This window comes from Chromobacterium phragmitis (genome assembly GCF_003325475.1).
GTDB classification, from domain to species: Bacteria; Pseudomonadota; Gammaproteobacteria; order Burkholderiales; family Chromobacteriaceae; genus Chromobacterium; species Chromobacterium phragmitis.
In genome coordinates this window covers 1,837,332-1,862,805 of sequence record NZ_CP029495.1, presented here as the reverse complement: position 1 = coordinate 1,862,805, position 25,474 = coordinate 1,837,332, and the positions used below count along the sequence as shown (strand labels likewise).

Here is a 25,474-nt window from a genome sequence, read left to right as displayed (position 1 = left end):
GCTAGAACAGATCGTCGACCAGGGTGCTGGATTGCCGCAGCGGCTCCATCGCGTCGGCGATGAGCTCGCGGTCCAGCGTCAGCCGCTCCAGCACCCGCTCCGGCAGGCTGGCCAGCATGTCCTCTGCGCTCATGCCGTGGCGGAAGCCGGACACGATGAAGGAAGTCAGGCCGATCAGCAGCGCGAACGGCGAGGCGTCTTCGTTCAGCAGGTCGTGCTGGCGGTAGATCGCTTCCTGAATCTCGTCCGGGAAATTCCAGCGCCGCGCCAGCTCCGCGCCCAGCTCGGTCAGGTCCAGGCCCAGCAGCATGCGCTCGGTGGCGATGCGATCGGCGCCGCCGGCGACGATGCGGTCTATCTGCTGCGCCTGTTCCGGCACCGCCACGTACAACACCAGTTCGCCGATATTGGCCAGCAAGCCGCAGGTATAGCCCAGCTGGGTGTCCATGCCCACCAGCTTGGCCAGCAGCTTGGCGGTGTTGGCCATCGCGAAGCTTCGCTGCCAGAACGCCTGCATGTCGAAGCCGCTGATGCCCAGCGTGGCGCCGGTGACGCCGGACGCGATCACCAGCACCCTGAGATTGTCGAAGCCCAGCAGGATCACCGCGTCGTCCAGCGAGCCCACCCGGCGGCTGCTGCCGAAGCGCGCGCTGTTGGCCAGCCGCAGCACCCGCGCGCTCAGCACCTGGTCATGGATCACCATCTCGGTGATCTCGTTGATGTTGACGTCGGAGCGGTGGAAGCTGGCCACCAGCTCCTGCACCACCTTGGGCACCATGGGCAGCCTGCCCGAAGCCTTGTCGAAGATTTCCCCCACCTGCATCGATGCTCTCCCGCTTGCCGGTTGCGCAGGTTTGAGCTTAGGCAATCGGGCCGGGAAGAGTAAAGCTGCTCCACTTCCTCCGCCGGTCCGGCAGAGGCGGCCAAGTTCGTCCATGGACGGGCGCCGCCCGCCCGGAGGAACAGGCAGCCCCCTCCGCCAGACGGTTTGCTGGCAAGATGGCGGCTCCCCTCATCGGAGCCGTCGCCATGAAAACCATCTTGCCGCTGGGTTGCGCGCTGCTGGCCGCGCTGGCCTTGCCCGCCTCCGCCAAAACCATCCGTTTCTCCGGCTATGACTGGGAGGTGCGCAATCAGGGCAGCAGCGGCCCGGGCCCTAACGTGTGGAGCGAGGACAATGTCTGGCTGGACGCGCAGGGCCGGCTGCATCTGAAGATCGCCAAGCGCGGCGGCCAGTGGACCGCCGCCGAGCTCTACCTGCGGCAGCGGCTCGGCTTCGGCCGCTATCAGTTCAAGCTGATCGGCCGGCCGGACCGATTCGATCCCAACGTGGTGCTTGGCCTGTTCAACTACCCGCCGGCGGATGTCGGTCCGGACGGCAGCAACGAGATCGACATCGAGTTCGCGCGCTGGGGCAGTCCGGAAAGCCCGATGGGCAATTACACCGTGTACCCGGCCCGCCCTGGTCCGCAGCCGACATCCTACAGCTTCGATTTCTCCCTCAACGGCGACTACAGCACCCATCGCTTCGACTGGAGCGCGGCGGCGGTGGAATACCAGTCGCTGCACGGATTTCAGGACGGCGACCGCTACCCGATCGCCCACTGGCGCTTCGCCCCGGCCGACGCCTCGCTGCGCGTGCCGCAGCAGCCGTTGCCGGCGCACCTCAACCTGTGGCTGTTCCAGGGCCGGCCGCCAACCGATGGCCGCGAGGTGGAGGTGGTGATCCAGGAGTTCAGGTTCATTCCCGCCGCGCGATAGCGCCGGCTACGCCGGGGCGCGCGTCCGGCCGCCGCCAGCCATCCAGCCGCCGGTAGCAGGCCCCGGCGGCGCGCAACTCGGAAGCAAGCAAGACCACCTCTTCTAGCGGCCAGACCAGCGGCGGCAGGCGCCGAGCCGGCAATGGCCGCGCCAGCCCGCGCAGCAGCGTGACGTGAGGCCGGTAGGGCCTGCCATCCGTCGCGACGCCGGCGGCGCGCAGATCGGCCCGCAGCCGTTCCGCCCAGCGGTTGAGATCGTCCGGCGGGCGCCGCGGCCCGCACCAGCCCAGATCGCGCCAGCTGCCGCAGGCGTCCAGGACGAGGGCGGCGGGCAGGCTCTCCGCCGCCCGCTCGGCGCAGTCGGCGGCCGACTGCAGCTGCAACGGCGTCGCCTCGCCCAGGAACGCCAGGGTGAGATGGAGCTGCGCCGCGGGCAGGGGTTTGCCGCCTGCGCATTCTTGCAAGCCGGCCTGCCACGCCTGCAGCGCCGCCAGGCAGTCCGGCGGCGGCAAACAGGCCAGGAAGGCTCGCACGGCGCTATTCTTCGTGGCGGATCAGCGCCTGGCGGCGCCTGACGAAGCCGCGCACGCGCTCGTCGCTGTGCGGCAGCCAGTGCAGCAACTCGCGCAGCCGTTGCATCTCGGTTCCCAGCGGCAGGCCGGCCTCGTTCCGGTTCTCGGCGATGCGCAGCAGCATCGCGCAGCCATACATGCCCAGCCGGCGGTTCAGCGTCCCCATCGCCTCGCCGTGCAGCATCTCGGCGGCGGCTTCCAGCCGGCCCTGGTTGGCTTCCTCCAGCGCAGCGCGGCTTTTTTCCTGCAACTCGGCGTAGGCGGCGCGCACCGCGTCGCCGCAAGCCGCTTGCGGCGCCACCACTTCCAGCAGGCTGCCCAGCTCGTGGCGGCCATCGGCGAAGCGCAGCGCCACCGATCGCGCCCAGTCAGGCGCGCGCCCGGCGCCATGCGCCTCCGGCAGCTTGGCGGCGGCGGACAACAGCCGCAACGCGCTGTCGAAATCGGTTTCCGGCGCGCGTATCCAGGCCGCGGCTTCGGCCAAGTGGATTTCGGCCTGTTGCGGCCGCTGCTGCGCCAGCGCGGTCAGCGCGCGGCACACCGCCATGGTCAGCGGGCCGCCGGACAGCTCGGCCTGGCGGGAGGCGATGTCGTGCTGCAGCCGGTCCAGCTGCTGGGTCTGGCCGCTCTCGCAGCGCGCCTGCAGCAAGTCCACCATCGCGTCCGGACCGAAAAAACTGTTGCCGCGTCCGATATCCACCGCGCGCTGCAGCGGCTCCACCGCCTTCGTCGAATCGCCGCTGCGCAGCAGCGCGGTGCCGTAGTGGTGCAGGCGGTTGAAATTGCGCGGCGACAGCGAGACCGCCTTTTCCAGCACCCCGGCGGCGCGCGCGTAGTCGCCGTCGTCGACCAGGTTCTGCGCCAACAGGTCGTAGGCCTCGGTGTAGCGCGGCGCTTCGACGATCACCTGGCCGAGCAGCGCGTTGCTGCCGCCGCCGTCGCCCTGTTCGGCCAGGATGCGGGCGACGCCCATCTTGGCCCAAGGCTGCGAGTCCCGCTCCAGCACCGCGCGGTACAGCTGCAACGCCGCCGCTTGTTTGCCTTCGCGCGCCAATAGCTCGCCCAGCAGCCGCTGCGCGTCCAGCCGCCGCAGGCGGTTGTCGGCCTGGCCGGCCATGTCGGCCAGCGTCGCCATCGCCTGCTCCGCCTTGCCCTTGTCCAGCAGCCGGTGCGCCGGCGAGAGGAAAGCCTTGCGCTGGGCGGCCGCGTCCAGCCGGTCCAGCAGTTGCTGGGCGGTGAAGGGCTTGAGCACATAATCGTCCGGGCTCATTTCGGCGGCGCTGGCCACCTGGCCGTAATTGCGCTCGCCGGTGATCATCACCCACAGCGTGGACAACGGCAGCGCGCCTTCGCGGCGGACCGCCTCCAGCAGCTCCTGGCCGTTCATGCCCAGACCCAGGTTGTAGTCGCACAGCACCACGTCGTAGCGGCGGCTGCGCAGCCGGCTCTGCGCCTCGCCGGCGTGGCTGGCGGTTTCGGATTGGGTGACGCCCGCCAGTGCCAGGATGGAGCGTATGCCCTGTGCCATGGTATGCGCGTCGTCCACGATCAGTACGCTGGTGTTGTCGTCGAATGCCATGTCGGGTCTCTGGCTGGCCTGGTTCAAGCGGGCGCGCTTACTCGCAATCCGGGTCCAGCGCCTGCAGTCGGCGCAGGAAGCCGCGCACCCGCTCGTTGTCTTCCGGCAGCCAGTCTATCAGCCGCCGCACCTGGCGCTGCTCTTCTGCGAAATCGCGGCTCGCCTTGTGCCGGCTCTCGCAATTGCGCAGCAGCAGCGCGCAGGCGTTCATGCTGATCCGTTCGTTCAGCGTGTCCTGCGACAGCTGGTACAGCATGGCGGCGGCCTCTTCCAGCTTGCCGTTGCCGGCCAGTTCCACCGCCTTGTTGCTCTCCTGCTGCAGCGTTTCGTAGGCATGCTCGATGGCCGCGTGGCCCGCCTCGTGCTTGTGGGAAATTTCCAGCAGCGTGCCCAGCTCGTGGCGGCCGTCGGCGAAGCGCAGCGCGATGCCGTGTCCCCATTGCTGCGGCAGATCGCTGCTGAGCTCGTCCGGCAGCCTGACCGCGGCGGACAGGAAACGCTGGGCGGAGACGAAGTCGGTGTCGCGCGCGCGCAGATCGGCGGCCACGCCTTGCAACTGGGCCAGCGCGTCGGCCGGCCGCTGCTGCGCCAGCGCAGTCATCGCGCGGCATACCGCCATCGTCAGCCTGCCGCCGGGCAATTCGTCCAGCCGGCCGGCGATCTCGGCCTGCAGCCGGTCCAGCTGCTGAGTCTGGCCGCTCTCGCTGCAAGCCTGCAACAAATCCACCAGCACATCGGGGCCGAAGAAGGTGTTGTTGCGGCCGATTTCCACCGCCCGCTGCAGGTATTCCGAAGCCTTGGCCGGATCGCCGCAGCGCAACAGCGCGGTGCCGCAGCTTTTCAGGCGATTGAAGTTGCGCGGCGAGATCGCCACCGCCTTTTCCAGCACCACGGCGGCAGTCTGGTACTGGCCGTCGTCGATCAGGTTCTGCGCCAGCAGGTCGTAGGCGTCGGTGTAGCGCGGCGCGTCGGCGATGATTTCGCGCAGCAACGCGTTGGACTCCTGGGTTTCGCCCTGCTCGGCGACGATGCGCGCCACGCCCATCTTGGCCCAGGGGATCACGCGCTGGGTGAGCAGCTCCTGATAGATGGACAGGGCCTCGCCCTGGCGGCCTTCGTTGACCAGCAACTCGGCGGCCAGGCGCTTGGCGTCCAGCCGGTATTGCGCATTCTGCGTTTCGCGCGCCAGTTGCAGCAGCGTCTGTATCGCCTGCTCCACCTTGCCCTGGGACAACAGCTTGTGCGCCGGCGAGAGAAAGGTTTTGCGCTGGCCGGCCAGATTCATCCGATCCAGCAGCAGCTGGGAGGCGAAGGGCTTGAGGATGTAGTCGTCGGGCGCCATCTCTGCGGCGGCCACCACCCGCTCATAATGGCGCTCGCCGGTGATCATGATCCAGATGGTGGACAAGGGCAGGTTGCCGCCCTTGCGCATCGCCTCCAGCAACTCCTGGCCATCCATGCCCTCGCCCAGGTTGTAGTCGCACAGCACCACGTCGTAGTTCTTGCCGCGCAGCCGGTTGCGCGCCTCGCTGGCGTTGCTGACGGCTTCGGAGCGGGTGATGCCGGCCATGGACAGCATGGTGCGCAACCCCTGGCGCACGGTTTGGGAGTCTTCGATGATCAGGACGGTGGTATTGGTGTCGAATTGCATGATGGGGCACGCCGGCTTGCCGCCGGTCTCAGACGATGTCCAGGTGGTCTATGCCTTCCAGCGGATCGCGATTGCGCGCGCTTTCGCTGTACAGCTTGATTTTCAAGCGCAGGTCATTGATGGAGTCCGCATTGCGCAACGCATCCTCGTAAGTGATCAAGTCCGCCTCGTACAGTTCGAACAGCGACTGGTCGAAGGTTTGCATGCCGGCCTCGCGCGAACGCGACATCACCTCCTTCAGGCCGGCGATCTCGCCCTTGAATACCATGTCCGACACCAGCGGGCTGTTGAGCAGGATCTCCACCGCCGCCACCCGTCCGCGTCCGGATTTATGCGGCACCAGCCGCTGCGAAATGATGGCGCGCATGTTCAGCGACAGGTCCATCAGCACCTGCTGGTGGCGCTCCTCGGGGAAGAAGTTGAGGATGCGGTCCAGCGCCTGGTTGGCGTTGTTGGCGTGCAGCGTGGCCAGGCACAGGTGGCCGGTTTCGGCGAACTGCAGGCCGTAGGCCATGGTTTCGCGGTCGCGGATCTCGCCCATCAGGATCACGTCCGGCGCCTGGCGCAGCGTGTTCTTCAGCGCGATCTCCCAATTCTCGGTATCGACGCCGATCTCGCGCTGGGTGACGATGGACTTCTTATGGGTGTGCACATACTCGATCGGGTCCTCGATCGTGATGATGTGGTCCTGATTGTTGCTGTTGCGCCAGTCCACCAGCGCCGCCAGCGAAGTGGACTTGCCGGAGCCCGTGCCGCCGACGAAGATCACCAGTCCGCGCTTGATCAGCGCGATGTCCTTCAGCACCTCGGGCAGATTCAGATGGTCGAAGGTGGGAATCTCGGTGTTGATCTTGCGCAGCACCATGCCCACCATGCCCTGCTGCACGAAGGCGCTGACGCGGAAGCGGCCGACGCCGGGCGGGTTGATCGCGAAATTGGCTTCTTTCTTCGCTTCGAACTCCTCGGTCTGCCGGTCGTTCATCACCGCCCGCACCAGCTCCTTGCTTTGCAGCGCGCTCAAAGGCTGGGGCGCCACCGGGGTGATCTTGCCGTCTATCTTCATCGCCGGCGGAAATTCGGCGGCGATGAAGATGTCGGAGGCGTTCTTGCCGACCGCATGCTTGAGCAGGTCGTGGATGAACTTGGAGGCCTGGTCTTTTTCCATGGCGTCGTTTCCTGCGTGAGCTGCTTTCAGTCTAGCCCGCTATCGCGGCCGTCGGCCCGGCGGCGTCAGAACGCGTCCTTGTTGCTGGCCTTGGCCCGCGCCTCGCCCGGCGACACCATATTGCGCCGGGTCAGGTCCGCCAGGCACTGGTCCAGCGTCTGCATCCCGTATTGCTGGCCGGTCTGTATCATCGAGTTGATCTGCGCGATCTTGTTCTCGCGGATCAGGTTGCGTATCGCCGGCGTGCCTATCATGATTTCGTGCGCCGCCACCCGCCCGGCGCCGTCCTTGGTTTTCAGCAGCGTCTGCGCGATCACCGCGCGCACCGATTCCGACAACATCGAGCGCACCATTTCCTTCTCGCCCGCCGGGAACACGTCGACGATCCGGTCTATGGTCTTGGCCGCGCTGCTGGTGTGCAGGGTGCCGAACACCAGGTGGCCGGTTTCGGCCGCGGTCAGCGCCAGCCGTATCGTCTCCAGGTCGCGCAACTCGCCCACCAGGATCACGTCTGGATCCTCGCGCAGCGCGCTTTTCAGCGCGTTGGCGAAGCTGTGGGTCTGCAGGCCCAGCTCGCGCTGGTTGATCAGGCTCTTCTTGCTTTCGTGGACGAACTCGATCGGGTCCTCCACGGTAAGAATGTGCGAGAAGGCGTTTTCGTTGACATAGTCTATCATCGCCGCCAGCGTGGTGGACTTGCCGGAGCCGGTGGGCCCGGTCACCAGCACCAGGCCGCGGGGGTAGTTGGCGATGTCCTGGAAGATGCGGGGCGCGCCTAGTTGCTCCAGCGTCAGCACCTTGCTCGGGATCACCCGGAATACCGAGGCCATGCCGCGGTTCTGGATGAAGGAGTTGACGCGGAAACGGGCGATGCCGGGCAGCTCGAACGAGAAATCGCACTCGTAGGTGTCTTCGAAAATCTTGCGCTGGTAGTCGTTCATGATGTCGTACACCATATCGTGCACGTCATGGTGGTCCATCGGCGGCAGGTTGATGCGGCGGATGTCGCCGTTGACCCGTATCATCGGCGGCAGGCCGGCGGACAAGTGCAGGTCGGAGGCCTTGTTCTTGACGGTAAAAGCCAGGAGCTCGGAAATTTCCATATAATCCTCCACGATGACATCGTCGCCGCCCGCCGTTTCCCCATTGGCATGGCCGGCCCGCAATCCATTGTATGCGCTTGCCGGGCGGGCGGATATCCCCCGGCCGGCGCTTCACGGAAATGAAAACAATATGAGCGATTCCCTCTCTTCCCGCCTGTCCCGCGTCAGACAACGTCTGGACGCGGCCTGTGCCGCCGCGGACCGCGCGCCGGAGAGCGTGGCGCTGCTGGCGGTGAGCAAAACCTTTCCCGCCGCCGACGTGCGCGACGCCTACGGCTGCGGCCAGCGCGCCTTCGGCGAGAATTACGTGCAGGAGTTGCAACAGAAGTGCGAGGCGCTGGCCGGCCTGGAGATAGAATGGCACTTCATCGGCCCCCTGCAGTCGAACAAAACCCGCGTCGTCGCCGAGCTGGCGCACTGGGCGCATTCGATAGACCGGCAGAAGATAGCCGAGCGGCTGTCGGCGCAGCGGCCGGACGGCCTGCCGCCGCTGAACGTGTGCGTGCAGGTCAACGTGTCCGGCGAGAGCAGCAAGAGCGGCTGCGCGCCCGAGGACGCCGCCTCGCTCGCCCGGGCGGTGGCGGCGCTGCCCAGGCTGCGCCTGCGCGGCCTGATGTGCATCCCGGAGCCGACCGAGGACGCGGCGCGGCTGGCGGCGCAGTTCGCCGCCCTGCGCGAGCTGAAGCGAACGCTGGAAGCCGAGGGCCTGGCGCTGGACACGCTGTCCATGGGCATGTCGGCCGACCTGGAGGCCGCAGTGGCCGAAGGCGCCACTCTGGTGCGGGTGGGTTCGGCCATCTTCGGCCAGCGCGACTACCAACATTGAACACCACGCCGTCCGGCGCGCGCCGGACGGCGAGGCATCCACAAGGGGACGCTATGCGGATCACTTTCATCGGCGGCGGCAATATGGCCGGCGCCATCATCGGCGGCCTGGCCCGCCAGGGCGGCCACCGCATCCACGTGGTGGAGCATCAGCAGGACAAACTGGACCAGCTGGCCGCTGACTTCGGCTGCAGCGGCGGCCAAACGCTGCCCGAGCGTTTTTCCGCCGACGACGTAGTGGTGCTGGCGGTCAAGCCGCAGCAACTGCGCGAGCTGTGTCTGGCGTTGGCGCCTGTGCTTAACGGCGCGCTGGCGGTATCCATCGCCGCCGGCATCCGGCTGGACGCGCTTGGCCGCTGGCTGGGATCGGACCGCGTGGTGCGGGTGATGCCCAACACCCCGGCCATGGTGGGCAAGGGGGTGTCCGGCCTGTACGCCGACCCCGCGATGGGCGCCGCCGACCGCGAGGCGGCCGAAACCGTCATGCGCGCCGCCGGCGTCACCGTGTGGCTGAGCGAAGAAACCGGCATCGACGACATCACTTGCGTCTCCGGCAGCGGCCCGGCCTATGTGTTCTATTTCATCGAAAGCCTGATAGAGGCCGGGGTGAAGGCCGGCTTCAGCGAAGTTCAGGCGCGCGAGCTGGCGCTCGCCACCTTCGACGGCGCGGTGGAGCTGGCGCGGCAGAGCCCGCTGCCGGTAGCCGAACTGCGCCGGAACGTGATGTCCAAGGGCGGCACCACCGAGCGCGCGATCGCGCGCTTCGAAGCCGAAGGCGTCAAGGCGGCCATCGTCGCCGGCGCGATGGATTGCCGCGACCGCTCGATCGAGATGGGCCGCGAACTCAGCCAGGAGTGATGCCGCATCATGTTCGTTTCTACCTTGCAATCCCTGATCCAGGTGCTGACCGACCTGTTCGCGCTGGTGCTGGTGCTGCGCTTTTACCTGCAGGTGGCCCACGCGCCGTTCAAGCACCCCTTGTGCCAGTTCGTGGTGGCGGCCACCAACTTCCTGGTGCTGCCGACCCGCAAGCTGGTGCCCTCGGTGCGCAGCTACGACACCGCCACCCTGCTGCTGGCCTGGCTGGTGTGCCTGCTGGCGCGGGTGCTGATGGTGCTGCTGTGGTGGCGGCCGGAAATCTTCGCGCTGCCGCAGGCCTGGATGGTGCTGTCGCTGTGGTCGGTGCTGGCGGTGTTCCAGCTGTCGCTGAAGCTGCTGCTGGGCGCTGTGATCGTCCAGGCGGTGCTCAGTTGGGTCAATCCCTACAATCCGCTGGCGCCGGTGTTGGACAGCCTGACCCGGCCGTTCCTGCGGCCGTTCCGCCGCGCGGTGGTCGGCGGCGTCGACCTGGCGCCGATGGCGCTGACCATCATCCTGTGGGTGATTCTGGCCGCTCCGGTCAACTGGCTCGAAGCAGTGTTCTTGACCCAACTCAATGTCATGGGATAAAGAAACGGGTTATTTGTCATACTTTTGACAACCGCCGTCCAAACGGGCGGCGGCCACGTGAAACGCGATAGGGAGAACCACATGAAAAAAACCTTGCTCGCCGCCCTGCTGCTGGGCATCGCCGCCGCGCCGGCCATGGCCAATCTGCAGTTGGCGCAAAAATACAGCTGTACCGCCTGTCATGCGGTGGACAAGAAACTGGTGGGCCCATCGTACAAGGACGTGGCCAAGAAATACGCCGGCGACAAGGGCGCAGAGGCCAAGCTGATCGCCAAGGTGAAAAACGGCGGCTCCGGCGTCTGGGGCCCGGTGCCGATGACGCCGCATCCGAATATTCCCGACGCCGATTTGAAGGCCTTGGTGAAGTGGGTGCTGAGCCAGAAATAAACACAGGGCCCGCTCTGTCATGAGGCAAGTCCGCAACGGACTCGCCACCGTTCAAAGGCGGCGATTGCCGCCTTTGAACTTGTTGGGGAACGCGGGGTCGAAACCGTCGTTCCTATTAATTTCTGCCAATTTGGGCGGACTTGTTATCGGTACCGAACCGGGCTATATAAAAAGTTAGCGGCAGCCGGTGAATTATTGGGATTCGCGCTTAATACAGTTGCGCAAACATAATCCCGCCGGTAATCTTCTCCGCCTGTTGCCAACTCTATGCTGGAAGCACCAAACATGGCCAAGCTGACCGAACAGGATATCCTCAACTGGGAAGGCGATGACTACATGAACGCCGACCACCTTGAATTCTTCAAGGAACGGTTGTTGCAAATGCAGCAGGAGTTGCTGGTAAACGCCAACGCCACTGCCAATCACCTGCAGGAACAGGAAGCGACCCCTGATCCTGCCGACCGCGCCACTCTGGAAGAAGAGTACGCGCTGGAGCTGCGCACCCGCGACCGCGAGCGCAAGCTGCTGCAGAAGATCCAGGCGTCCATCCGCCAGATCGAAGACGGCTCCTACGGCTTCTGCGAAGACACCGGCGAGCCGATCGGCCTGAAGCGCCTGATGGCCCGCCCGACCGCCACGCTGTCGGTGGAGGCGCAAGAGCGCCGCGAGCGCATGAAGCGCCAGTACGCCGACTAAGCGTCGTTCCTTCCCACACCAAGCGCCACCGCCGCCAGGCCGTGGCGCTTTTGCTTGGCGGTTGTCACCTGTCGACAAATCCGGTTATCTTGCTGCTATGCAGAAAACGAAATAGCCACAAGGGACTACCGCATGCAACGCCAGACCGACGACGTCAGAATCCGCGAAATCAAGGAACTGCTTCCTCCGATCGCCCACCTGTATGAGCTGCCGATCAGCGAATCGGCCTCCGAGCTGATCTACAACACCCGTCGCGAGATTTCGGCCCTGTTGCGCGGCGAGGATGACCGCCTGCTGGTGGTGATCGGCCCCTGTTCCATCCACGATGTCGACGCCGCCGTAGAGTATGCGCAGAAGCTGGCGCCGCTGCGCCAGGCGCTGGCGGACGAGCTGGTGGTGGTGATGCGCGTCTACTTCGAGAAGCCGCGCACTACCGTCGGCTGGAAGGGCCTGATCAACGATCCGCACCTGAACGAGTCCTACGACATCAACGCCGGCCTGCGCATCGCGCGCCGCCTGCTGCTGACGCTGAACAGCATGGGCATGCCGGCCGCCACCGAATTCCTGGACATGATCACGCCGCAGTACTTCGCCGACCTGATCAGTTGGGGCGCCATCGGCGCGCGCACCACCGAGAGCCAGGTGCACCGCGAGCTGGCCTCCGGCCTGTCCTGCCCGGTGGGCTTCAAGAACGGCACCGACGGCAATCTGAGGATCGCCGTCGACGCCATCCGCTCGTCCAGCGTGCCGCACCATTTCCTGTCGGTGACCAAAACCGGCCACTCCGCCATCGTCTCCACTGGCGGCAATCCGGACTGCCACGTGATCCTGCGCGGCGGCAAGGAGCCCAATTACTCTGCCGAGCACGTGCGCGCCGCCGCCGCCGAGCTGACCGCCGTCGGCCTGCCGCACAAGCTGATGGTGGATTTCAGCCACGCCAACAGCCGCAAGGACTACCGCCGCCAGATGGAGGTCAGCGCCGACGTCGCCGGCCAGATCGCCGGCGGCGACCAAAACATCTTCGGGGTGATGGTGGAAAGCCATCTGGTGGAGGGCCGCCAGGACCAGAAGCCGGGCTGCGAGCTGAAGTACGGCCAGAGCATCACCGATGGCTGCCTGGGCTGGGACGATACCGAAAAGTTGCTGCGCCAGCTGGCCGACGCGGTCAAGGCGCGCCGCGCCCGCGGCGAATAAGCGGCTCGCCCTTTTCGGCGACTGCAGCGGCCATGCCCCGCTCAGGCGGGGCATGGCCATTTTCGCGCTCAGCGCGCCGATACCAGGTGGTCGGCCATCTGCTTGATCGCCTTCATCTGCAAGCCGCTTTTCCAGGCGTAGGCCGCGCCGGTGTAGCCGAACCAGTCCCAACAGCCCTGCGGGTTCTGCGCCGACGTCGTGGTTTGCGGATACAGCACCAGGATGTGGTTGCCGTCGGCCCAGCCGTTGTAGCCGGCATTGGCGTAGAAGGCGTCGCCCACCTTGCCTGCGTACTGCTGGCAGCCATGCAGCGCGATGTGGACCCGGCAGGCCTCGCCGTCGGCGCAGGCTCGCGGAACGTAGACATAGCCTTCGTCGGCCAGGCTGCTGCCCGACGCGGCGTAGGGCCTCTGGTCAAAGGCGACGATGCGCCCGGCCGGCGTCGGCGCTTTGGGCCGCAACGCGCCGTAAATGTGCTGCAGGATGAGTCCGGCCTGGTCGTAGCCCTTGCCCTGCCATTGGCAATGATTGAGATAGGGCGAGGCGGTGGCGCCGCAATCGTTGCCGTAGGACGGTGTGATCTGGGCATGGCCGGCCGGCAGCCGCCGCTCGTAGGCGATCTGCGCGGCGGGCATGCCGGCCAGGCGGAAAAACTCGGCGGCGGCGTCCACCACCAGCGTCTTCACCGTATTGTCCTGGCTGCCGCTGAACAGATAAACCCGCCGCTTGGCCAACTCGCCCAAGGGGTCGATGCGGCCGGCGGCGGCGAACTGCCCCGCGCTGGCCAGCAACTGGGCGGCTTTGGGCGGCGGCCCGCTCATGCAGGCCGGCGTGCCGGCCAGCGTGCCCTGCGCGCAGTAATATGGCCCGCCCGCCACCACGCCGGCGCCAACCACCGAGCCGGAAAACGCCACCTGGTACTGTAGCGCCATGAAAGCGCCGGAGGACAGGCCGGACGCCGATGACTGCCGCGCGTCGCCGTGAAAGGCGGGCAGCGGTTCGGCCGCCCAGGCCATGGACGCCATCAGCGGCGCCAGGCATAGCAGGAATCTGAGTCTCATGAACGCTCCTCGAAAACATGCCGGCCACGCCGGCGGGATGGGAAGGACGGGTTTTCACGGGTTCATGATGAAAATGGCAAATTATTGCTGAAAATACAATGACAATCGGCGCAATCGCCGCCACGACAGGCGAAAAGAGCCCACGGGAAGCGGGCCGGCATGATCAGGCCTGGGCTTCGCCCAGCACGTGCTTCAGCGCCACCAGCGCATTGCTGACTGCCGGCCCGCCGGCATAGAACGTCAGCTGCGAAATGGTTTCGTGTATTTGTTGTCGGGTGGCGCCGGCGCGCAATGCCGCCTCGGCGTGCGCCACCAGCTGCGTCAACGCGAATCCCTAGGTGGCGCAGGCCGCCACCAGGATCAGCTCGCGGGTGGACAGGTCCAAGCCTGGACGGCTCAGGATGTGGCCGGTGGCCCAGGCGATGGCCATGTCGGCGAAATCGGGGCTGATTTCCGCCACGGCGGCCACACGCTCTCCTCCGGTATGCCCGCCATGCAGAAACTCGATCAACTCCAGGCCCTGCCGATACTTCGCGTCTTGGCGAATCATGTTTGCGCTCCTTGTCGACTGTTCGATGCCAATGCACCTGGCATTCAGTGTCGCCCAAGCCCGCCTCCGGATTAAGCAGCCGCCGAGATTCTCAGTTCAAACCCGGAGTTTTCAATGCCCCGCCTGCCATGCTCCCGCCTTTCGGGCGGGGCAAAGCACAGACCCCAAGGCTGTTCTGGGATGGCTGGACGCTCTGCAATTGAAAAGCCCCCGCGAGGCGGGGGCTTCGAGGCAAGATCCGGTGAGATCAGATGGCTGCGGCCAGCCGCGAGCCCTGGTCGATGGCGCGCTTGGCGTCCAGCTCGGCCGCCACGTCGGCGCCGCCTATCAGGTGCACGGTCTTGCCGGCGTCCAGCAGCGGCTGCTGCAGTTCGCGCAGCGGGTCCTGGCCGGCGCAGATCACCACATTGTCCACCGGCAGCACTTGTTGCTCGCCCTTCACCGTGATGTGCAGGCCGGCATCGTCTATCTTGTCGTAGCTGACGCCGGACCACATTTGCACGCGCTTCATCTGCAGGCTGGCGCGGTGGATCCAGCCGGTGGTCTTGCCCAGGCCCTCGCCCACCTTGCTGGTCTTGCGCTGCAAGAGGTAGACCTCGCGCGGGCTCTTATGCGGCTGCGGGCCTTGCGGCGCCAGGCCGCCGGCGGTTTCGCCCGTCATGTCCACGCCCCACTCGCGCATGAAGGCCTCGGTGTTCAGCGAGGTGGATTCGCCCTCGTGGGTCAGGTATTCGGCGGTGTCGAAACCGATGCCGCCGGCGCCGATGATGGCCACCTTCTTGCCCACCGGCTGCTTGTGCTTGAGCACGTCCAGATAGTTGAGCACCTTGGGGTGATCCACGCCGGGGATGGCCGGCGTGCGCGGCGCGATGCCGGTGGCCAGGATGACTTCGTCGAAGCCGGCGAGGTCGGCCGCGGCGACGCGGGTGTTCAGCTTCAACTCCACGCCGGTGGTTTCGATGCGGCGCTGGAAGTAGCGCAGCGTTTCGTAGAACTCTTCCTTGCCCGGAATCTGCTTGGCCACGTTGAACTGGCCGCCGATTTCGGCTGCGGCGTCGAACAGCGTCACCGCATGGCCGCGCTCGGCGGCGACGGTGGCGAAGGCCATGCCGGCGGGGCCGGCGCCCACCACCGCCAGCTTCTTCGGCGCGGCGGTTTTCTCGTAGTTCAGCTCGGTTTCGCGGCAGGCGCGCGGGTTGACCAGACAGGAGGTCAGCTTGCCCTGGAAGATGTGGTCCAGACAGGCCTGGTTGCAGCCGATGCAGGTGTTGATCTCGTCGCCGCGGCCTGCCGCCGCCTTGTTGACGAAGTCCGGATCGGCCAGGAAGGGGCGCGCCATCGACACCATGTCGGCGCAGCCGCTGGCCAGGATGTCTTCGGCCACTTCCGGCGTGTTGATGCGGTTGGTGGTGATCAGCGGGATCTTCACCGCGCCCATCAGCTTCTTGGTCACCCAGGCGAAGCCGCCGCGCGGCACCATGGTGGCGATGGTGGGCACGCGGGCCTCATGCCAGCCGATGCCGGTGTTGATGATCGTCGCGCCGGCCTTTTCGATCTCGCGCGCCAGCTGGGCCACTTCGTCCCAGCTGCTGCCGTCCTGCACCAGATCGAGCATGGACAGGCGGTAGATGATGATGAATGCCGGGCCGGCCGCCTCGCGCACCGCCTTGACGGTTTCGATGGCGAAGCGGATGCGGTTTTCGAAGCTGCCGCCCCAGTCGTCGGCGCGCTTATTGGTGGCGCGGGCGATGAACTGGTTGATCAGATAGCCTTCCGAACCCATCACTTCCACGCCGTCGTAGCCGGCCTGCTGGGCCAGCTTGGCGCAGCGCGCGAAGTCGGCGATGGTTTGCCAGACATCGGCGTCGGACAGCTCGCGCGGCTTGTAGAAGTTGATCGGCGCGATCAAGGGCGAGGCCGACACGCACTTTTCCTGGAAGCTGTAACGGCCGGAGTGCAGGATTTGCAGCGCGATCTTGCCGCCTGCCGCGTGCACGGCGTCGGTGATCAGCTTGTGCTGCGGCACTTCGTGCGCGTCGGACAGCTGGGCCGCGCCTTCCGCCACGCAGCCTTCCGGGTTGGGGCCGACGCCGCCGGTGACGATCAGCGCCACGCCGCCCTTGGCGCGCTCGGCGTAGAAGGCGGCCATTTTCTCGAAGCCGTTCGGCGATTCTTCCAGGCCGGTGTGCATCGAACCCATCAGCACGCGGTTTTTCAGCGTGGTGAAACCCAGGTCCAGCGGGGCCAGCAGGTGCGGGTAAGCGCTCATGTTTCTTCCTCGTGTCGTTGTCGGCCCGGTTGCGTCCAAGCCTTTGATTCGTCTGGCGATGTCAACCCTGCGGCCAAGATACTTACTGGTAAGTAAGTTGTCAACGGCATCGCGCAGCGATGCCGCGGGGAAGGCATCTATAATCGCTGAGACGGCACTTTCCGTCATGACAAGGAGAACAAGATGTGTGAATCATCGCGCCACGCTCACGGCGATTGTCTGACCCCGCTCCAGGAGCGCGAGCTGGGCCGCCGCGGTTTTCTGAAACTGGCCGCGCTGGGCGGCGGCGCCGTGCTGCTGGGCAGCTTCGCGCCGCGCGTCAGCTGGGCGGCCGGCGGCACCGACGCCTTGTTGCTGTCTTGCATGGATTACCGACTGGTCCACGCTTTCGGCGAATTCATGGATGGCCAGGGACTGCGCGGCAAGTACGATCACATCGTGCTGGCCGGCGCATCGTTGACCGCCATTACCGATAAATTTCCGGACTGGAACGCCACCTTCTGGCAGCACTTGGGCGTAGCGATCGATCTGCACCACATCAAGCGGGTGGTATTGCTGGACCATCGCGACTGCGGCGCCTACAAAGTGGCGTTCGGCGAAGACTTTGCCAAGGATCCCGCGAAAGAGTCCAAAATCCACTCCCGGGCGCTGACTGCCATGAAGTGGCAAATCGCCGCCAAGTACCCGCACCTGACGGTGGATACCTATCTAATGGGCCTGGATGGCAAGGCGGATCTGATCGAATCCTAGCGCGGCCAGCCGCGCCCTCCCCCCGGCTGCGGGCCGCGCCGGCAAGCTGCCGCGTCAAGCGGCTGACGCGGCCCGCGTCGCCGATATCCTGTTCAGCCAGTCCAGGATGTCGGCCGCCACTTCCTCGCGGTTGCGCTCGTTCAGCATCTCGTGCCGCCCGCCGGGATAGACCTTGCTTTGCAGGTCCAGCGCGCCGGCGTCGCGGTAGCGTATCTCCAGCTGGCCCAACGCCAGCCGCCCCAGGCTGACCGGATCGCGGCTGCCGGCGAACAGCAGGATGGGGCAGCGGCGGTTGAGGCCTTTGCCCGCCGCCTCGCCATTCTCCAGCTCGACGATGCCGGCGAACAGATCGGCCCACAGGCCGGGCGCGGGATCGAAGCCGCAATCCGGATCGGCCAGGTAGGCGTCCACCTCGGCCGCGTCGCGGCTCAGCCACTCCATCTTGGTGCGCCACGGCGGGAAACCCAGATTGAAGCTGCCGAACACCAGCGCCGCCATCAGCCGGCTGGGATGGTCCCAGCCGCCGCTGCGGCCCAGGAAGCGCGCCAGCGCGCCCAGCAGCCTGGCCAGCGGCCGCTGGCGATAGCCGGTGGACGACAACATCAGTCCGGACAGCTTGTCGCCATGGCGCAGGAAGTGCGCGCGGGCGATGAAGCTGCCCATGCTGTGGCCAAGCAAGACGACCGGCAGCCCTGGATGCGCGGCGGCGGCGTGGCGGCGCACCGCCTCCACATCGTCCACCACCTTGCGCCAGCCGTCGTCGGCGGCGAAGAAGCCGCGCGGCATGGCCGACGCGCCGTGGCCGCGATGGTCGTGAGCGTATACCGCGTAGCCGGCGGCCGTCAGCGTTTGGGCGAAACGGTCGTAGCGCGCGGCGTGCTCGCTCATGCCGTGCGAAATCAGCAGCGCCGCGCGCGGCGCGCCCTCGGGCAGCCATCGGCACAAGGGGATGTCGACGCCGTCGGCGGCGGTCAGGGCAAGGCGGCGCATGGGCTTCCTTTGGCGGTCAATCGAAGGCGATGTCGGCGGCGTCCTTCACCGCGATGGGCGTGCCGAAGCTGGACAGGTTGCCGAGGGCGAAGCTGTGGTGGGCGCGGATCACCGCGGCCTTGGCGTGCGGCTTGTCGTGGGTGGTGTGGGCATCGCCGGCCAGGGTCACCGGGATGCCGCGCGCCAGCGCGCTGCGGGTGGTGGTGTCGACGCAGAACTCGCTGGCGTAGCCGCAGATCGCCACGCTCTCCACGCCCAGCTGCTTCAACAGCGCGTCCAGCTCGGTGCGCAAAAAAGAATCCGGCGTGGTCTTGGCCAAGTAGCGGTCGCCATCTGCGGTGCGCAGGCCGGCGGCCAATTGCCAACCGGGGCCGCCGCGGCCGAGCAGGCCTGCCGGGCTTTCATGCTGAACCCAGATCACAGGCGCGCCGGCGGCGCGGGCGCGCTCGGCCAGGCCGTTGATCCGCTCCAGCACCGCCTCCATATCGTCCGGAAACGGCGCCTGGTCGAACATGCCGCTTTGCACGTCTATCACCAACAGGGCTTGCTTCATGATTTTCTCCATTGTGTTCAGCCGAGCAACGCCCGGCTGTCGAAATGCGGGCAGGTCAGCGCGGTCAGCACGTGGTCGCGCCAGGCGCCGTTGATATACAGATAATCCTTGGCCCGGCCTTCCACGACAAAGCCCAGCCGCTTGAGCAGCGCCGCGCTGCGGACATTGGCGGGCTGGTAGTTGGCCTGGATGCGGTGCAGCTTCAGTTCGTCGAAAGCGAAGCCGATGGCCGCCTCCAGCGCCTCGCGCATCAGCCCTTGGCCTTGATGCGCGTGGTCTATGCCATAGCCGAGATGGCAGGCCTGGAATACGCCGCGCACGATATTGCTGAGGCTGACGGTGCCGATCACCCGCTCCGGCCGGGCCTGGGCCGCCAGCAGGAAGCGCGCGCCGCCGCCGTCCTCCCAGTCGCGCGCGCGCTGGCGCAGCTGCATGGTCCAGTAGGTTTCGGTGTAGAACTGCTCGCCTGGCGTCGGGTCCCAGGGCGCGAAGTGCTCGCGGTTGCGCAGCTGGTGCTCCAGCATGGATGCGGCCAGGGCCGGATCGGCGGGCAACAGCCTGAGACGGGCCGTGGCCAGCATCGGTTGCGGAATGGTCATGACATTGCGGTATCTGAAACGGATGCCCGATATTAGACGCAATGCCAGTCAATGCTCAAGACATGCCGCCGGCAAGGCCGGCGGCGGCGGCGGCGTTCAGCCGGCCAGGCGTTCCAGCGCCTCGCGGTACTTGGCGGCGGTCTTCTCGCGCACCTCCAGCGGCACGGCCGGGGCCGGCGCCTGCTTGTTCCAGCCGGAGGCTTCCAGCCAGTCGCGGACGAACTGCTTGTCGAAGGACGGCGGATTGCTGCCCGGCTGGTAGCTGTCGGCCGGCCAGAAGCGGCTGGAGTCCGGCGTCAGCGCCTCGTCCATCAGCGTCAGCACGCCGTTTTCGTCCAGTCCGAACTCGAACTTGGTGTCGCAGATGATGATGCCGCGGGTGGCGGCGTATTCGGCCGCCGTCTTGTACAGCAGGATGGCAGTGTCGCGCACCTGGGCCGCCAGTTCCTTGCCGACGATGGCCTCGCACTGGGCGAAGCTGATGTTCTCGTCGTGGTCGCCCACCGCCGCCTTGGTGGACGGCGTGAAAATGGGCTCGGGCAACTGGTCCGCCTCGCGCAGGCCGGCCGGCAGCGCCACGCCGCAGATGGCGCCGGACTGCTGGTATTCCTTCCAGCCGGAGCCGGCCAGGTAGCCGCGCACCACCGCCTCGATCGGCACCGCTTTCAGGCGCTTGGCGACCACGGCGCGGCCTTCCACTTGCGGCAGGTCTTCCGCCGCCACCACGTCTTCCGGCTGGTCGCCGGTCAGGTGGTTGGGCACCACGTCCTTGAGCTTGTCGAACCAGAAATTGGAGATGGCGGTCAGGATCTGGCCCTTGGCCGGGATCGGGTCATCCAGGATCACGTCGAAGGCGGACAGCCGGTCGGTGGCGATCATCAGCATGCGCTGGCCGTCGATCTCGTACAGATCGCGCACCTTGCCGGAGTAGATCTTTTTCAGGCTGGTCAGGTTGGTGGTGTTGAGTCCGGTCATCATGCGTCCTTCGCGGGCAGGGGTTTCTGTTGGATTCGTTTCAGCGCCTCTCGCCGCGACAGCGGCGACAGCGCGGCGGACGCGACGAAGCCGCGCACGGCCTCGGCGTCGGTATAGGCGTATTCGCGCAAGGCCCAGCCTATCGCCTTGCGGATGAAGAATTCGGGATCGGCGGCGTTGGCCGCGCAGTAGCGGAACAGCCGTTCGGCGTCGGTGTCGCGCTTCCAGTACAGCTGGTGCAGGATGGCGACGCGGCGCAGCCAGAAATCGCCGTCGCCGGACAGCCGGTCTGTGTCGGTTTGGAGCACGCGCCGGGCGCGGACCAGCTCGCCGATGATCCAGGCCGCCAAACCGTCGACGGTGTCCCACCAGGATTTGGCGGCAACCAGCGCCAGCAGCCGCGGCAAGGCGGCCGCCGGCAATTCGGGGGCATGGCGGGCCAGCAGGTCCACCGCCACGTACTGGAATTCGCGCTCCGGCTGCCGCCACAGCGCGTCGGCCAGTTCCAGCCAGCCGTCGGGGCCGGCCGCGTCCTGCGAGCGGATCCAGGCGGCGGCAGCCTTGCGCCTGGCCGGCGCGGCGACGCCGAGGAAGTCGAACCGGTCGCGCATATAGGCGCGCATCGCCGGCGCGCGCGCCGGATCGGCGGCGGCGGCCAGCGCGTCACGCAGATCGTCTATCGCGCCCATCAGCAGGCCTCCTGGTCGAAGAACACCATGTCCCGGTAAGGCTGGGCGCGGCAGGCGGCGAGGCGGCTTTGCAGCGAGCCGACGTGCAGCTCCAGCCGGTGGCCGTCCGGGTCCAGAAAATAAAACGAGCCGCCCTCGCTATGGTTGTCTTTCCACACGCCGACGCCGGCCGCGCTGAGCCGCTCGGTCCAGGCCGGAAAATCGGCGGGCGCGACGTCGAACGCGTAATGGGTGTAGCCGCTGCCGGGTTCGGGCGCGTCCAGCGACAGGCACAGCCACAGTTCGCCCAGGCTCAGGTAGGCGCCGCCGGCCCAGCGCGCGTGCGGACGGGCGCCGAGCAGGCCGTGGTAGAAGTCCCAGGACCGGTCGAGGTCGGCGACCGCCAGGGTCAGATGGTTGAGTCCGTTCAGCTGCATCGGGATGAAAAATGGCGAAGCCGCCGGCCTCGCCATTTCTTTCGCTACAAGGTGTCCTTCAACGCCCTGGCCTGGTCCAGCGCCTCGTCTGCGCTGGCGGCCATCACGTTGAAGTGGCCCATCTTGCGGCCCGGCCGCGCCTGCTTCTTGCCGTACAGGTGCAGCTGGGCGTTAGGGGCCTCGGCCAGCACGTCCCAGTTGGGCTCGTGGCCGTCGTCTTTCCACACGTCGCCCAGCAGGTTCACCATCACCACCGGGCTGAGCAGGTCGGTGCGGCCCGGCAGCAGGCCGCACATCGCGCGCACCTGCTGCTGGAACTGATCGGTCAGACAGGCGGTGAGCGTGTAGTGGCCGGAATTGTGCGGCCTCGGGGCGATTTCATTGACTACCAGTCTGTCGTCCTGCAACACGAAGAACTCCACCGCCAGCACGCCGACGTAGTCCAGCGCGTCGGCCAGCTTCTGGGCCATCTCCTGCGCCTGCTTGGCCAGCGCCGGAGCGATGCGGGCCGGCACGATGGATTCGTCGAGGATGCCGTCCTGGTGGATGTTTTCCGCCACCGGGAACACCGCGCTCTGCGCCGCGCTGACGCGGGTGACGATGGCCGACACTTCCAGCTTGAGGTCCAGCATCTTTTCCAGCACGCAGGCCTGGCCGCCCAGATTGGCGTAGGCGGCGCGCGCCTCGGCCGCGGTCTTCACCCGCGCCTGGCCCTTGCCGTCGTAGCCCAGGCGGGCGGTTTTCAGGATGCCGGGCAGGTAGGGCGCCAGGTCCACTTGGATGTCCTCCACGCTCTCGATGGCCAGATACGGCGCGGTGGGCAGGCCGGCCTTGTTGATCCAGCTTTTCTCCGCGATGCGGTCCTGGGCGACGGCGACGCAATCGCCGGACGGCGACACGCGGGTGCGGCGCGCCAGCTCGCGCATCGCGTCGGCGTTAACGTTTTCGAATTCGGTGGTGACGGCTGCGCAGCTGTCGGCCAGCTCGCGCAGCGCGGCCGGGTCGTTGTACGGCGCGCGGATATGGCGGTCGGCGAAGGCGGCGGCGGGGGCGTTTTCGTCCGGGTCCAGCACGGCGACGCGGTAGCCCATGGTCTTGGCGGCCACGGCGAACATGCGGCCCAGCTGGCCGCCGCCCAGTATGCCCAGCATCGCCGGCGGCAGGATGGCGGCCATTATTCAACCTCCGGCAGCGTCATCGCCAGCACGGTTTGTTCCTGTTCCCGGCGGAAGGCGACCAGTTGCTCGGCCAACTCCGGGCGGGCGGCGGCCAGCATCGCCACCGCGAACAGCGCGGCGTTGGCGGCGCCGGCCTCGCCGATGGCGAAGGTGGCGACCGGTATGCCCTTGGGCATCTGCACGATGGACAGCAGCGAATCCTCGCCGCGCAGGTATTTGGACGGCACCGGCACGCCCAGCACCGGCACGGGGGTTTTGGCCGCCAGCATGCCCGGCAGGTGGGCGGCGCCGCCGGCGCCGGCGATGATGGCTTTCAAGCCGCGCGGCGCGGCTTCTTCCGCGTATTGGAACAACAGGTCCGGGGTGCGGTGGGCGGAGACGACGCGGGTTTCGCAGGCGATGCCGAAACGCTTCAGCATGCTCGCGGCGTGCCGCATCACTTCCCAGTCGCTGTTGCTACCCATCACGATGCCGACTTCAATCATGGAAACGCTGCTCGCAGAATGACGAAGAAGCCGCGATTTTACCCGACTGCGCTCCCTGCCCGTTATGGTTTTTTATTTTCAGATCAAGATAGTTAGAGAATAAAGCTGTCTCGAATTCCCGCCTTCACGCCAGTTTCGGATAGGCGAACAGCAACAGGTGCAGCGTGTTGAAGCCCAGATGCGCCAGCACGGCCAGCCACAGCTGGCGGCGGGCGGCGTAGATCAGTCCGTAGCCGATGCCGGCCAGCGTGGCCAACCCCACCCAGGCCCAGCCGCCGGCGAAGTGGGCCAGGCCGAACAGCAGCGACGCCGCCATCAGCGCGGCGAAGGGCTCGGTGCGCAGCTCCAGCCAGCGCTGGATGCCGGCGCGGAAAAAAGCTTCTTCCACCAGCGACACCAGGAAACAGTTGGCCAACAGCCACGGCAGCAGCCAAGCCGGCCATTTCGGCGAGAAACCGATGACGCCGGTGGCGGCGGCGATGCCGAGCACGAACAGCAGCGCCAGCGCGCCGACCGCCGCCGCCGGCCAGCCCAGTTGCCGCTGCGGCAGCGGCGCGCGGGCGAGATTCAGCAGCAGCAGCAAGCCGGCCACGCCCTTGTCGTAGCTCCAGAACAACCGGTACGGCGCGCTGTCGGCGCTGGCTTTGCCCTGCCACAGCAGCGGATTGTCGAAACCGGGCAGCGCGTGCACCGCCAGCGCCAGCAGCGCGGCGATCCACACCAGGTACAGCTCCGGTCGCGGGTAGCGGCGCAACGCCAGCGTCAATCCGGCGACGGCGGTCACCGCCAGCGCGCCCAGCGGCTGCAACAGGCCGGCGGCCAGCGCCAGCATCGCGCTGGTGATCAGGGCGATCCAGCCGGGCGCTTCCTGGCGCAGGCTGGCGGCGGTCAGTCCCAGCGCCAGCAGGCCGTAGGCGGCCAGCGTCAGGGAGGAAAGCGTGAACATGGCGGCTCCGTCGCGGAATGGGCAAGCGCCCGATGATAAGGGTTGGACGCGGCGAGGCCAAACGGTTCCTCAGGGCTAGGGAGGATGCGGCCGCAGCAGCCGGCGGCGCTGGGCGTCGGCCAAGTAGGCGGCGATCGGCGCCACCTCCTCCGGCGGAATGGGCGCCTTGAACGCCTGCCGCATCTTGTCGACCACGGCGCGCCAGCGCGCTTCGTCGAAGTCCGGCTGCAGCGCGATGTAATCGGCGGAATGGCAGATCATGCAGCGCTGCAGCGCCGGCAGATAGCCGGGATGGCCGCTGTCCGGCAGCATCGCCGTCTCATTGGGCAATGTGATGCCTACCGCGCCGGCGGAGGCGGCCAGCGACGCCAGGGCCAGCAGAGCGGCCCTCATCGCTTCGTCTCCGCGACGACGATCTTCACCCGTTCGGCCACGTTGCGGGCGTAGCCGCCCGGGTTCCATGGCTGGAGCAGCGGCTGGGTCTGGCCATCGTTGGCGGCGGCGCGCGCCATCAGCGTCAGCGGGCCCGGCTTCACGCCGTCCAGCGTCAGCGTCCAGGGCCGGAAGGCGAAGCGCCCGGCGTCCGGCCCCAATTCGGCCTGCCGCCAGCCGGCGCCGCCGTCGGCGGACACCTCTACCCGGCGGATGCCGCTGCCGCCGTCGAAGGCGATGCCGCGCAGCGCCAGCCGGCCTTCCGGCGCGGCGACGATGTCGCCGTCTGCGAGATTGGTGACGAAGCTGCGCACCTTGAGCCGGGTCAGCCGCGCCGTCTTGGCCGGCATGCTGCCGGGCGGCACGCCGTTGTCCGGCGTGTCGGGCACCGTGTAGGCCTGGCTGGAGAACCAGCCGTCGAATACGTGGTCCAGCACTTCGATCTGCGATAGGTGTTTGATCCAGTAGGCGGCGTAGAAGCCGGGCATCACCAGCCGGATCGGGTAGCCGTTGAGCACCGGCAGCGGCCGGCCGTTCATCTCCCAGGCGATCATCGCCTCCGGCCGCAGCGCGTCGGCGAGGTCCAGCGAGCGGACGAAGGCCGGCGTTTGCTCCAGCGCCGGCTGATCGACGCCGCGGCAGGCGATCTGGCGCGCGCCGTCCAGCACGCCGGCGGCGGCCAGCACGTCGGCCAGCCGCGCGCCGGCCATTTCGACGCAGGCCATCGAGCCGTTGCCCAGTTGCGCGCCCGGCACTCGGGGCTCGAACAGGCCTCGGCCGTTGCCGGCGCATTCCATCACCACGGTCTGGCGCACCGTCTCGAAGCGTTTTTTCAGGTCGGCCTGCGTCAGCGTCAGCGGCCGCTTCACTGCGCCGATGATGGCCAGCGAGTGGGCGTCGGGGTCGATGTCCAGCGGATGGCCGGCCAGGTGGTAGCGGACGAATACCGCCTCGTTGGGCGTGATCAGGCTGCGGTCGAATTGGGAAAACGGTGTTTCCAGATGCACCGGCCGGGTGGTGATGCGCATCAGCGGCATCTTTTGCGGGTAGGGGACCAGCTCGCGCCAGCCGTTGTCGAAGTTCTGCTCCAGCCAGGCGGCGCGCGCGCGGCCGGCCAGGCCCAGCCAGCCGGCGGCGAGGCCGGCTTTCAGCAGTGTCCGGCGGCTGGCCGCATCGTCCATGTCCGCGCCTTTACCTGAT

General features: G+C 67.2%; 29 protein-coding genes. 8 read left to right on the top strand and 21 right to left on the bottom strand.

Features of this window, described 5'->3' with window-relative positions:
- Position 1: 1 nt before the first annotated feature.
- Complete coding sequence (locus tag DK842_RS08870) at positions 2 to 823, bottom strand: HDOD domain-containing protein (protein ID WP_114061134.1); 822 nt, start codon at positions 821 to 823, stop codon at positions 2 to 4.
- Between the two features lie 206 nt (positions 824 to 1,029).
- Here DK842_RS08870 and DK842_RS08865 point away from each other — a divergent pair, with 206 nt between their 5' ends.
- On the top strand, positions 1,030 to 1,761 hold the full coding sequence (locus DK842_RS08865) for a glycoside hydrolase family 16 protein (RefSeq protein ID WP_114061133.1): 732 nt from the start codon (positions 1,030 to 1,032) through the stop codon (positions 1,759 to 1,761).
- On the opposite strand, the gene thpR is transcribed toward DK842_RS08865, so the two are convergent.
- The 5 genes from thpR to DK842_RS08840 all read right to left on the bottom strand — a co-directional run bounded on the left by thpR (position 1,742) and on the right by DK842_RS08840 (position 7,830).
- Positions 1,742 to 2,293: an RNA 2',3'-cyclic phosphodiesterase gene (gene thpR, locus DK842_RS08860; RefSeq protein WP_114061132.1), complete on the bottom strand. Its 552-nt coding sequence runs from the start codon at positions 2,291 to 2,293 to the stop codon at positions 1,742 to 1,744. The genes DK842_RS08865 and thpR overlap by 20 nt on opposite strands.
- Positions 2,294 to 2,297: 4 nt before the next feature.
- A complete protein-coding gene (locus DK842_RS08855) occupies positions 2,298 to 3,911 on the bottom strand; it encodes a response regulator (RefSeq protein WP_114061131.1) in 1,614 nt (537 codons plus the stop codon).
- 37 nt (positions 3,912 to 3,948) lie between these two features.
- On the bottom strand, positions 3,949 to 5,562 hold the full coding sequence (locus DK842_RS08850) for a response regulator (RefSeq protein ID WP_114061130.1): 1,614 nt from the start codon (positions 5,560 to 5,562) through the stop codon (positions 3,949 to 3,951).
- Positions 5,563 to 5,590: 28 nt separating this feature from the next.
- The gene (locus DK842_RS08845; RefSeq protein ID WP_114061129.1) at positions 5,591 to 6,727 is read right to left on the bottom strand and encodes a PilT/PilU family type 4a pilus ATPase; all 1,137 of its coding nucleotides are present in this window, start codon (positions 6,725 to 6,727) and stop codon (positions 5,591 to 5,593) included.
- 65 nt (positions 6,728 to 6,792) lie between these two features.
- Complete coding sequence (locus tag DK842_RS08840) at positions 6,793 to 7,830, bottom strand: type IV pilus twitching motility protein PilT (RefSeq protein WP_114063686.1); 1,038 nt, start codon at positions 7,828 to 7,830, stop codon at positions 6,793 to 6,795.
- Between the two features lie 130 nt (positions 7,831 to 7,960).
- Here DK842_RS08840 and DK842_RS08835 point away from each other — a divergent pair, with 130 nt between their 5' ends.
- From DK842_RS08835 to aroG, 6 genes are all read left to right on the top strand, one after another.
- Complete coding sequence (locus DK842_RS08835; protein ID WP_114061128.1) at positions 7,961 to 8,656, top strand: YggS family pyridoxal phosphate-dependent enzyme; 696 nt, start codon at positions 7,961 to 7,963, stop codon at positions 8,654 to 8,656.
- Positions 8,657 to 8,709: 53 nt separating this feature from the next.
- Entirely contained in the window at positions 8,710 to 9,513 is an 804-nt protein-coding gene (gene proC, locus DK842_RS08830) for a pyrroline-5-carboxylate reductase (RefSeq protein ID WP_114061127.1), read from the top strand.
- 9 nt (positions 9,514 to 9,522) lie between these two features.
- Positions 9,523 to 10,104, top strand: a complete 582-nt coding sequence (locus DK842_RS08825) for a YggT family protein (RefSeq protein WP_114061126.1) — start codon at positions 9,523 to 9,525, stop codon at positions 10,102 to 10,104.
- A gap of 81 nt (positions 10,105 to 10,185) precedes the next feature.
- Positions 10,186 to 10,491 carry a c-type cytochrome gene (locus tag DK842_RS08820; RefSeq protein ID WP_114061125.1) on the top strand — a complete coding sequence of 102 codons (306 nt, stop codon included), beginning with the start codon at positions 10,186 to 10,188 and terminating at the stop codon, positions 10,489 to 10,491.
- 285 nt (positions 10,492 to 10,776) lie between these two features.
- Positions 10,777 to 11,187 (top strand): RNA polymerase-binding protein DksA, encoded by a 411-nt coding sequence (gene dksA, locus DK842_RS08815; RefSeq protein WP_011133729.1) that lies wholly within the window; start codon positions 10,777 to 10,779, stop codon positions 11,185 to 11,187.
- 132 nt (positions 11,188 to 11,319) lie between these two features.
- The gene (aroG, locus tag DK842_RS08810; protein WP_114061124.1) at positions 11,320 to 12,381 is read left to right on the top strand and encodes a 3-deoxy-7-phosphoheptulonate synthase AroG; all 1,062 of its coding nucleotides are present in this window, start codon (positions 11,320 to 11,322) and stop codon (positions 12,379 to 12,381) included.
- A gap of 68 nt (positions 12,382 to 12,449) precedes the next feature.
- Here the strand turns inward: aroG and DK842_RS08805 are convergent, their stop codons facing one another.
- The 4 genes from DK842_RS08805 to DK842_RS08795 all read right to left on the bottom strand — a co-directional run bounded on the left by DK842_RS08805 (position 12,450) and on the right by DK842_RS08795 (position 16,261).
- The gene (locus tag DK842_RS08805; protein WP_114061123.1) at positions 12,450 to 13,442 is read right to left on the bottom strand and encodes an extracellular catalytic domain type 2 short-chain-length polyhydroxyalkanoate depolymerase; all 993 of its coding nucleotides are present in this window, start codon (positions 13,440 to 13,442) and stop codon (positions 12,450 to 12,452) included.
- A gap of 163 nt (positions 13,443 to 13,605) precedes the next feature.
- Positions 13,606 to 13,767: a carboxymuconolactone decarboxylase family protein gene (locus DK842_RS23670; RefSeq protein WP_198414660.1), complete on the bottom strand. Its 162-nt coding sequence runs from the start codon at positions 13,765 to 13,767 to the stop codon at positions 13,606 to 13,608.
- A gap of 9 nt (positions 13,768 to 13,776) precedes the next feature.
- A complete protein-coding gene (locus DK842_RS23665; RefSeq protein ID WP_198414659.1) occupies positions 13,777 to 13,992 on the bottom strand; it encodes a hypothetical protein in 216 nt (71 codons plus the stop codon).
- Positions 13,993 to 14,239: 247 nt separating this feature from the next.
- On the bottom strand, positions 14,240 to 16,261 hold the full coding sequence (locus DK842_RS08795; RefSeq protein ID WP_114061122.1) for an NADPH-dependent 2,4-dienoyl-CoA reductase: 2,022 nt from the start codon (positions 16,259 to 16,261) through the stop codon (positions 14,240 to 14,242).
- A 183-nt stretch (positions 16,262 to 16,444) separates the two neighbouring features.
- On the opposite strand from DK842_RS08795, the gene DK842_RS08790 reads away from it, so the two are divergent.
- A complete protein-coding gene (locus DK842_RS08790; protein ID WP_114061121.1) occupies positions 16,445 to 17,011 on the top strand; it encodes a carbonic anhydrase in 567 nt (188 codons plus the stop codon).
- Positions 17,012 to 17,065: 54 nt separating this feature from the next.
- On the opposite strand, the gene DK842_RS08785 is transcribed toward DK842_RS08790, so the two are convergent.
- The 11 genes from DK842_RS08785 to DK842_RS08735 all read right to left on the bottom strand — a co-directional run bounded on the left by DK842_RS08785 (position 17,066) and on the right by DK842_RS08735 (position 25,455).
- On the bottom strand, positions 17,066 to 18,001 hold the full coding sequence (locus DK842_RS08785) for an alpha/beta hydrolase (protein WP_114061120.1): 936 nt from the start codon (positions 17,999 to 18,001) through the stop codon (positions 17,066 to 17,068).
- A 16-nt stretch (positions 18,002 to 18,017) separates the two neighbouring features.
- The gene (locus DK842_RS08780) at positions 18,018 to 18,554 is read right to left on the bottom strand and encodes a cysteine hydrolase family protein (RefSeq protein WP_114061119.1); all 537 of its coding nucleotides are present in this window, start codon (positions 18,552 to 18,554) and stop codon (positions 18,018 to 18,020) included.
- Between the two features lie 17 nt (positions 18,555 to 18,571).
- Positions 18,572 to 19,153 (bottom strand): GNAT family N-acetyltransferase, encoded by a 582-nt coding sequence (locus DK842_RS08775; RefSeq protein WP_114061118.1) that lies wholly within the window; start codon positions 19,151 to 19,153, stop codon positions 18,572 to 18,574.
- 96 nt (positions 19,154 to 19,249) lie between these two features.
- Positions 19,250 to 20,128 carry a phosphoribosylaminoimidazolesuccinocarboxamide synthase gene (locus DK842_RS08770; RefSeq protein WP_114063685.1) on the bottom strand — a complete coding sequence of 293 codons (879 nt, stop codon included), beginning with the start codon at positions 20,126 to 20,128 and terminating at the stop codon, positions 19,250 to 19,252.
- A complete protein-coding gene (locus tag DK842_RS08765; protein ID WP_114061117.1) occupies positions 20,128 to 20,817 on the bottom strand; it encodes a DNA alkylation repair protein in 690 nt (229 codons plus the stop codon). Before DK842_RS08765 ends, DK842_RS08770 begins: the two co-directional genes overlap by 1 nt.
- Complete coding sequence (gene fos, locus DK842_RS08760) at positions 20,817 to 21,233, bottom strand: fosfomycin resistance glutathione transferase (RefSeq protein WP_114063684.1); 417 nt, start codon at positions 21,231 to 21,233, stop codon at positions 20,817 to 20,819. Before fos ends, DK842_RS08765 begins: the two co-directional genes overlap by 1 nt.
- Positions 21,234 to 21,277: 44 nt before the next feature.
- On the bottom strand, positions 21,278 to 22,408 hold the full coding sequence (locus DK842_RS08755; RefSeq protein WP_114061116.1) for a 5-(carboxyamino)imidazole ribonucleotide synthase: 1,131 nt from the start codon (positions 22,406 to 22,408) through the stop codon (positions 21,278 to 21,280).
- The gene (gene purE, locus DK842_RS08750) at positions 22,408 to 22,896 is read right to left on the bottom strand and encodes a 5-(carboxyamino)imidazole ribonucleotide mutase (protein ID WP_114061115.1); all 489 of its coding nucleotides are present in this window, start codon (positions 22,894 to 22,896) and stop codon (positions 22,408 to 22,410) included. Before purE ends, DK842_RS08755 begins: the two co-directional genes overlap by 1 nt.
- A gap of 124 nt (positions 22,897 to 23,020) precedes the next feature.
- Entirely contained in the window at positions 23,021 to 23,842 is an 822-nt protein-coding gene (locus DK842_RS08745; RefSeq protein WP_114061114.1) for a CPBP family intramembrane glutamic endopeptidase, read from the bottom strand.
- A 75-nt stretch (positions 23,843 to 23,917) separates the two neighbouring features.
- On the bottom strand, positions 23,918 to 24,235 hold the full coding sequence (locus DK842_RS08740) for a cytochrome c (protein ID WP_114061113.1): 318 nt from the start codon (positions 24,233 to 24,235) through the stop codon (positions 23,918 to 23,920).
- Complete coding sequence (locus DK842_RS08735) at positions 24,232 to 25,455, bottom strand: molybdopterin-dependent oxidoreductase (RefSeq protein ID WP_114061112.1); 1,224 nt, start codon at positions 25,453 to 25,455, stop codon at positions 24,232 to 24,234. The genes DK842_RS08740 and DK842_RS08735 overlap by 4 nt, the downstream gene beginning before the upstream one ends.
- Between the last annotated feature and the right edge of the window lie 19 nt (positions 25,456 to 25,474).

Bases quoted from the DNA above. Each gene is read 5' to 3' on its own strand.
- DK842_RS08870 (WP_114061134.1), bottom strand. From the start codon at position 823: ATGCAGGTGGGGGAAATCTTCGACAAGGCTTCGGGCAGGCTGCCCATG.
- DK842_RS08865 (WP_114061133.1), top strand. From the start codon at position 1,030: ATGAAAACCATCTTGCCGCTGGGTTGCGCGCTGCTGGCCGCGCTGGCC.
- DK842_RS08855 (WP_114061131.1), bottom strand. From the start codon at position 3,911: ATGGCATTCGACGACAACACCAGCGTACTGATCGTGGACGACGCGCAT.
- DK842_RS08850 (WP_114061130.1), bottom strand. From the start codon at position 5,562: ATGCAATTCGACACCAATACCACCGTCCTGATCATCGAAGACTCCCAA.
- DK842_RS08845 (WP_114061129.1), bottom strand. From the start codon at position 6,727: ATGGAAAAAGACCAGGCCTCCAAGTTCATCCACGACCTGCTCAAGCAT.
- DK842_RS08840 (WP_114063686.1), bottom strand. From the start codon at position 7,830: ATGGAAATTTCCGAGCTCCTGGCTTTTACCGTCAAGAACAAGGCCTCC.
- DK842_RS08835 (WP_114061128.1), top strand. From the start codon at position 7,961: ATGAGCGATTCCCTCTCTTCCCGCCTGTCCCGCGTCAGACAACGTCTG.
- proC (WP_114061127.1), top strand. From the start codon at position 8,710: ATGCGGATCACTTTCATCGGCGGCGGCAATATGGCCGGCGCCATCATC.
- DK842_RS08825 (WP_114061126.1), top strand. From the start codon at position 9,523: ATGTTCGTTTCTACCTTGCAATCCCTGATCCAGGTGCTGACCGACCTG.
- DK842_RS08820 (WP_114061125.1), top strand. From the start codon at position 10,186: ATGAAAAAAACCTTGCTCGCCGCCCTGCTGCTGGGCATCGCCGCCGCG.
- dksA (WP_011133729.1), top strand. From the start codon at position 10,777: ATGGCCAAGCTGACCGAACAGGATATCCTCAACTGGGAAGGCGATGAC.
- aroG (WP_114061124.1), top strand. From the start codon at position 11,320: ATGCAACGCCAGACCGACGACGTCAGAATCCGCGAAATCAAGGAACTG.
- DK842_RS08805 (WP_114061123.1), bottom strand. From the start codon at position 13,442: ATGAGACTCAGATTCCTGCTATGCCTGGCGCCGCTGATGGCGTCCATG.
- DK842_RS23665 (WP_198414659.1), bottom strand. From the start codon at position 13,992: ATGATTCGCCAAGACGCGAAGTATCGGCAGGGCCTGGAGTTGATCGAG.
- DK842_RS08795 (WP_114061122.1), bottom strand. From the start codon at position 16,261: ATGAGCGCTTACCCGCACCTGCTGGCCCCGCTGGACCTGGGTTTCACC.
- DK842_RS08790 (WP_114061121.1), top strand. From the start codon at position 16,445: ATGTGTGAATCATCGCGCCACGCTCACGGCGATTGTCTGACCCCGCTC.
- DK842_RS08785 (WP_114061120.1), bottom strand. From the start codon at position 18,001: ATGCGCCGCCTTGCCCTGACCGCCGCCGACGGCGTCGACATCCCCTTG.
- DK842_RS08780 (WP_114061119.1), bottom strand. From the start codon at position 18,554: ATGAAGCAAGCCCTGTTGGTGATAGACGTGCAAAGCGGCATGTTCGAC.
- DK842_RS08775 (WP_114061118.1), bottom strand. From the start codon at position 19,153: ATGACCATTCCGCAACCGATGCTGGCCACGGCCCGTCTCAGGCTGTTG.
- DK842_RS08770 (WP_114063685.1), bottom strand. From the start codon at position 20,128: ATGACCGGACTCAACACCACCAACCTGACCAGCCTGAAAAAGATCTAC.
- DK842_RS08765 (WP_114061117.1), bottom strand. From the start codon at position 20,817: ATGGGCGCGATAGACGATCTGCGTGACGCGCTGGCCGCCGCCGCCGAT.
- fos (WP_114063684.1), bottom strand. From the start codon at position 21,233: ATGCAGCTGAACGGACTCAACCATCTGACCCTGGCGGTCGCCGACCTC.
- DK842_RS08755 (WP_114061116.1), bottom strand. From the start codon at position 22,408: ATGGCCGCCATCCTGCCGCCGGCGATGCTGGGCATACTGGGCGGCGGC.
- purE (WP_114061115.1), bottom strand. From the start codon at position 22,896: ATGATTGAAGTCGGCATCGTGATGGGTAGCAACAGCGACTGGGAAGTG.
- DK842_RS08745 (WP_114061114.1), bottom strand. From the start codon at position 23,842: ATGTTCACGCTTTCCTCCCTGACGCTGGCCGCCTACGGCCTGCTGGCG.
- DK842_RS08740 (WP_114061113.1), bottom strand. From the start codon at position 24,235: ATGAGGGCCGCTCTGCTGGCCCTGGCGTCGCTGGCCGCCTCCGCCGGC.
- DK842_RS08735 (WP_114061112.1), bottom strand. From the start codon at position 25,455: ATGGACGATGCGGCCAGCCGCCGGACACTGCTGAAAGCCGGCCTCGCC.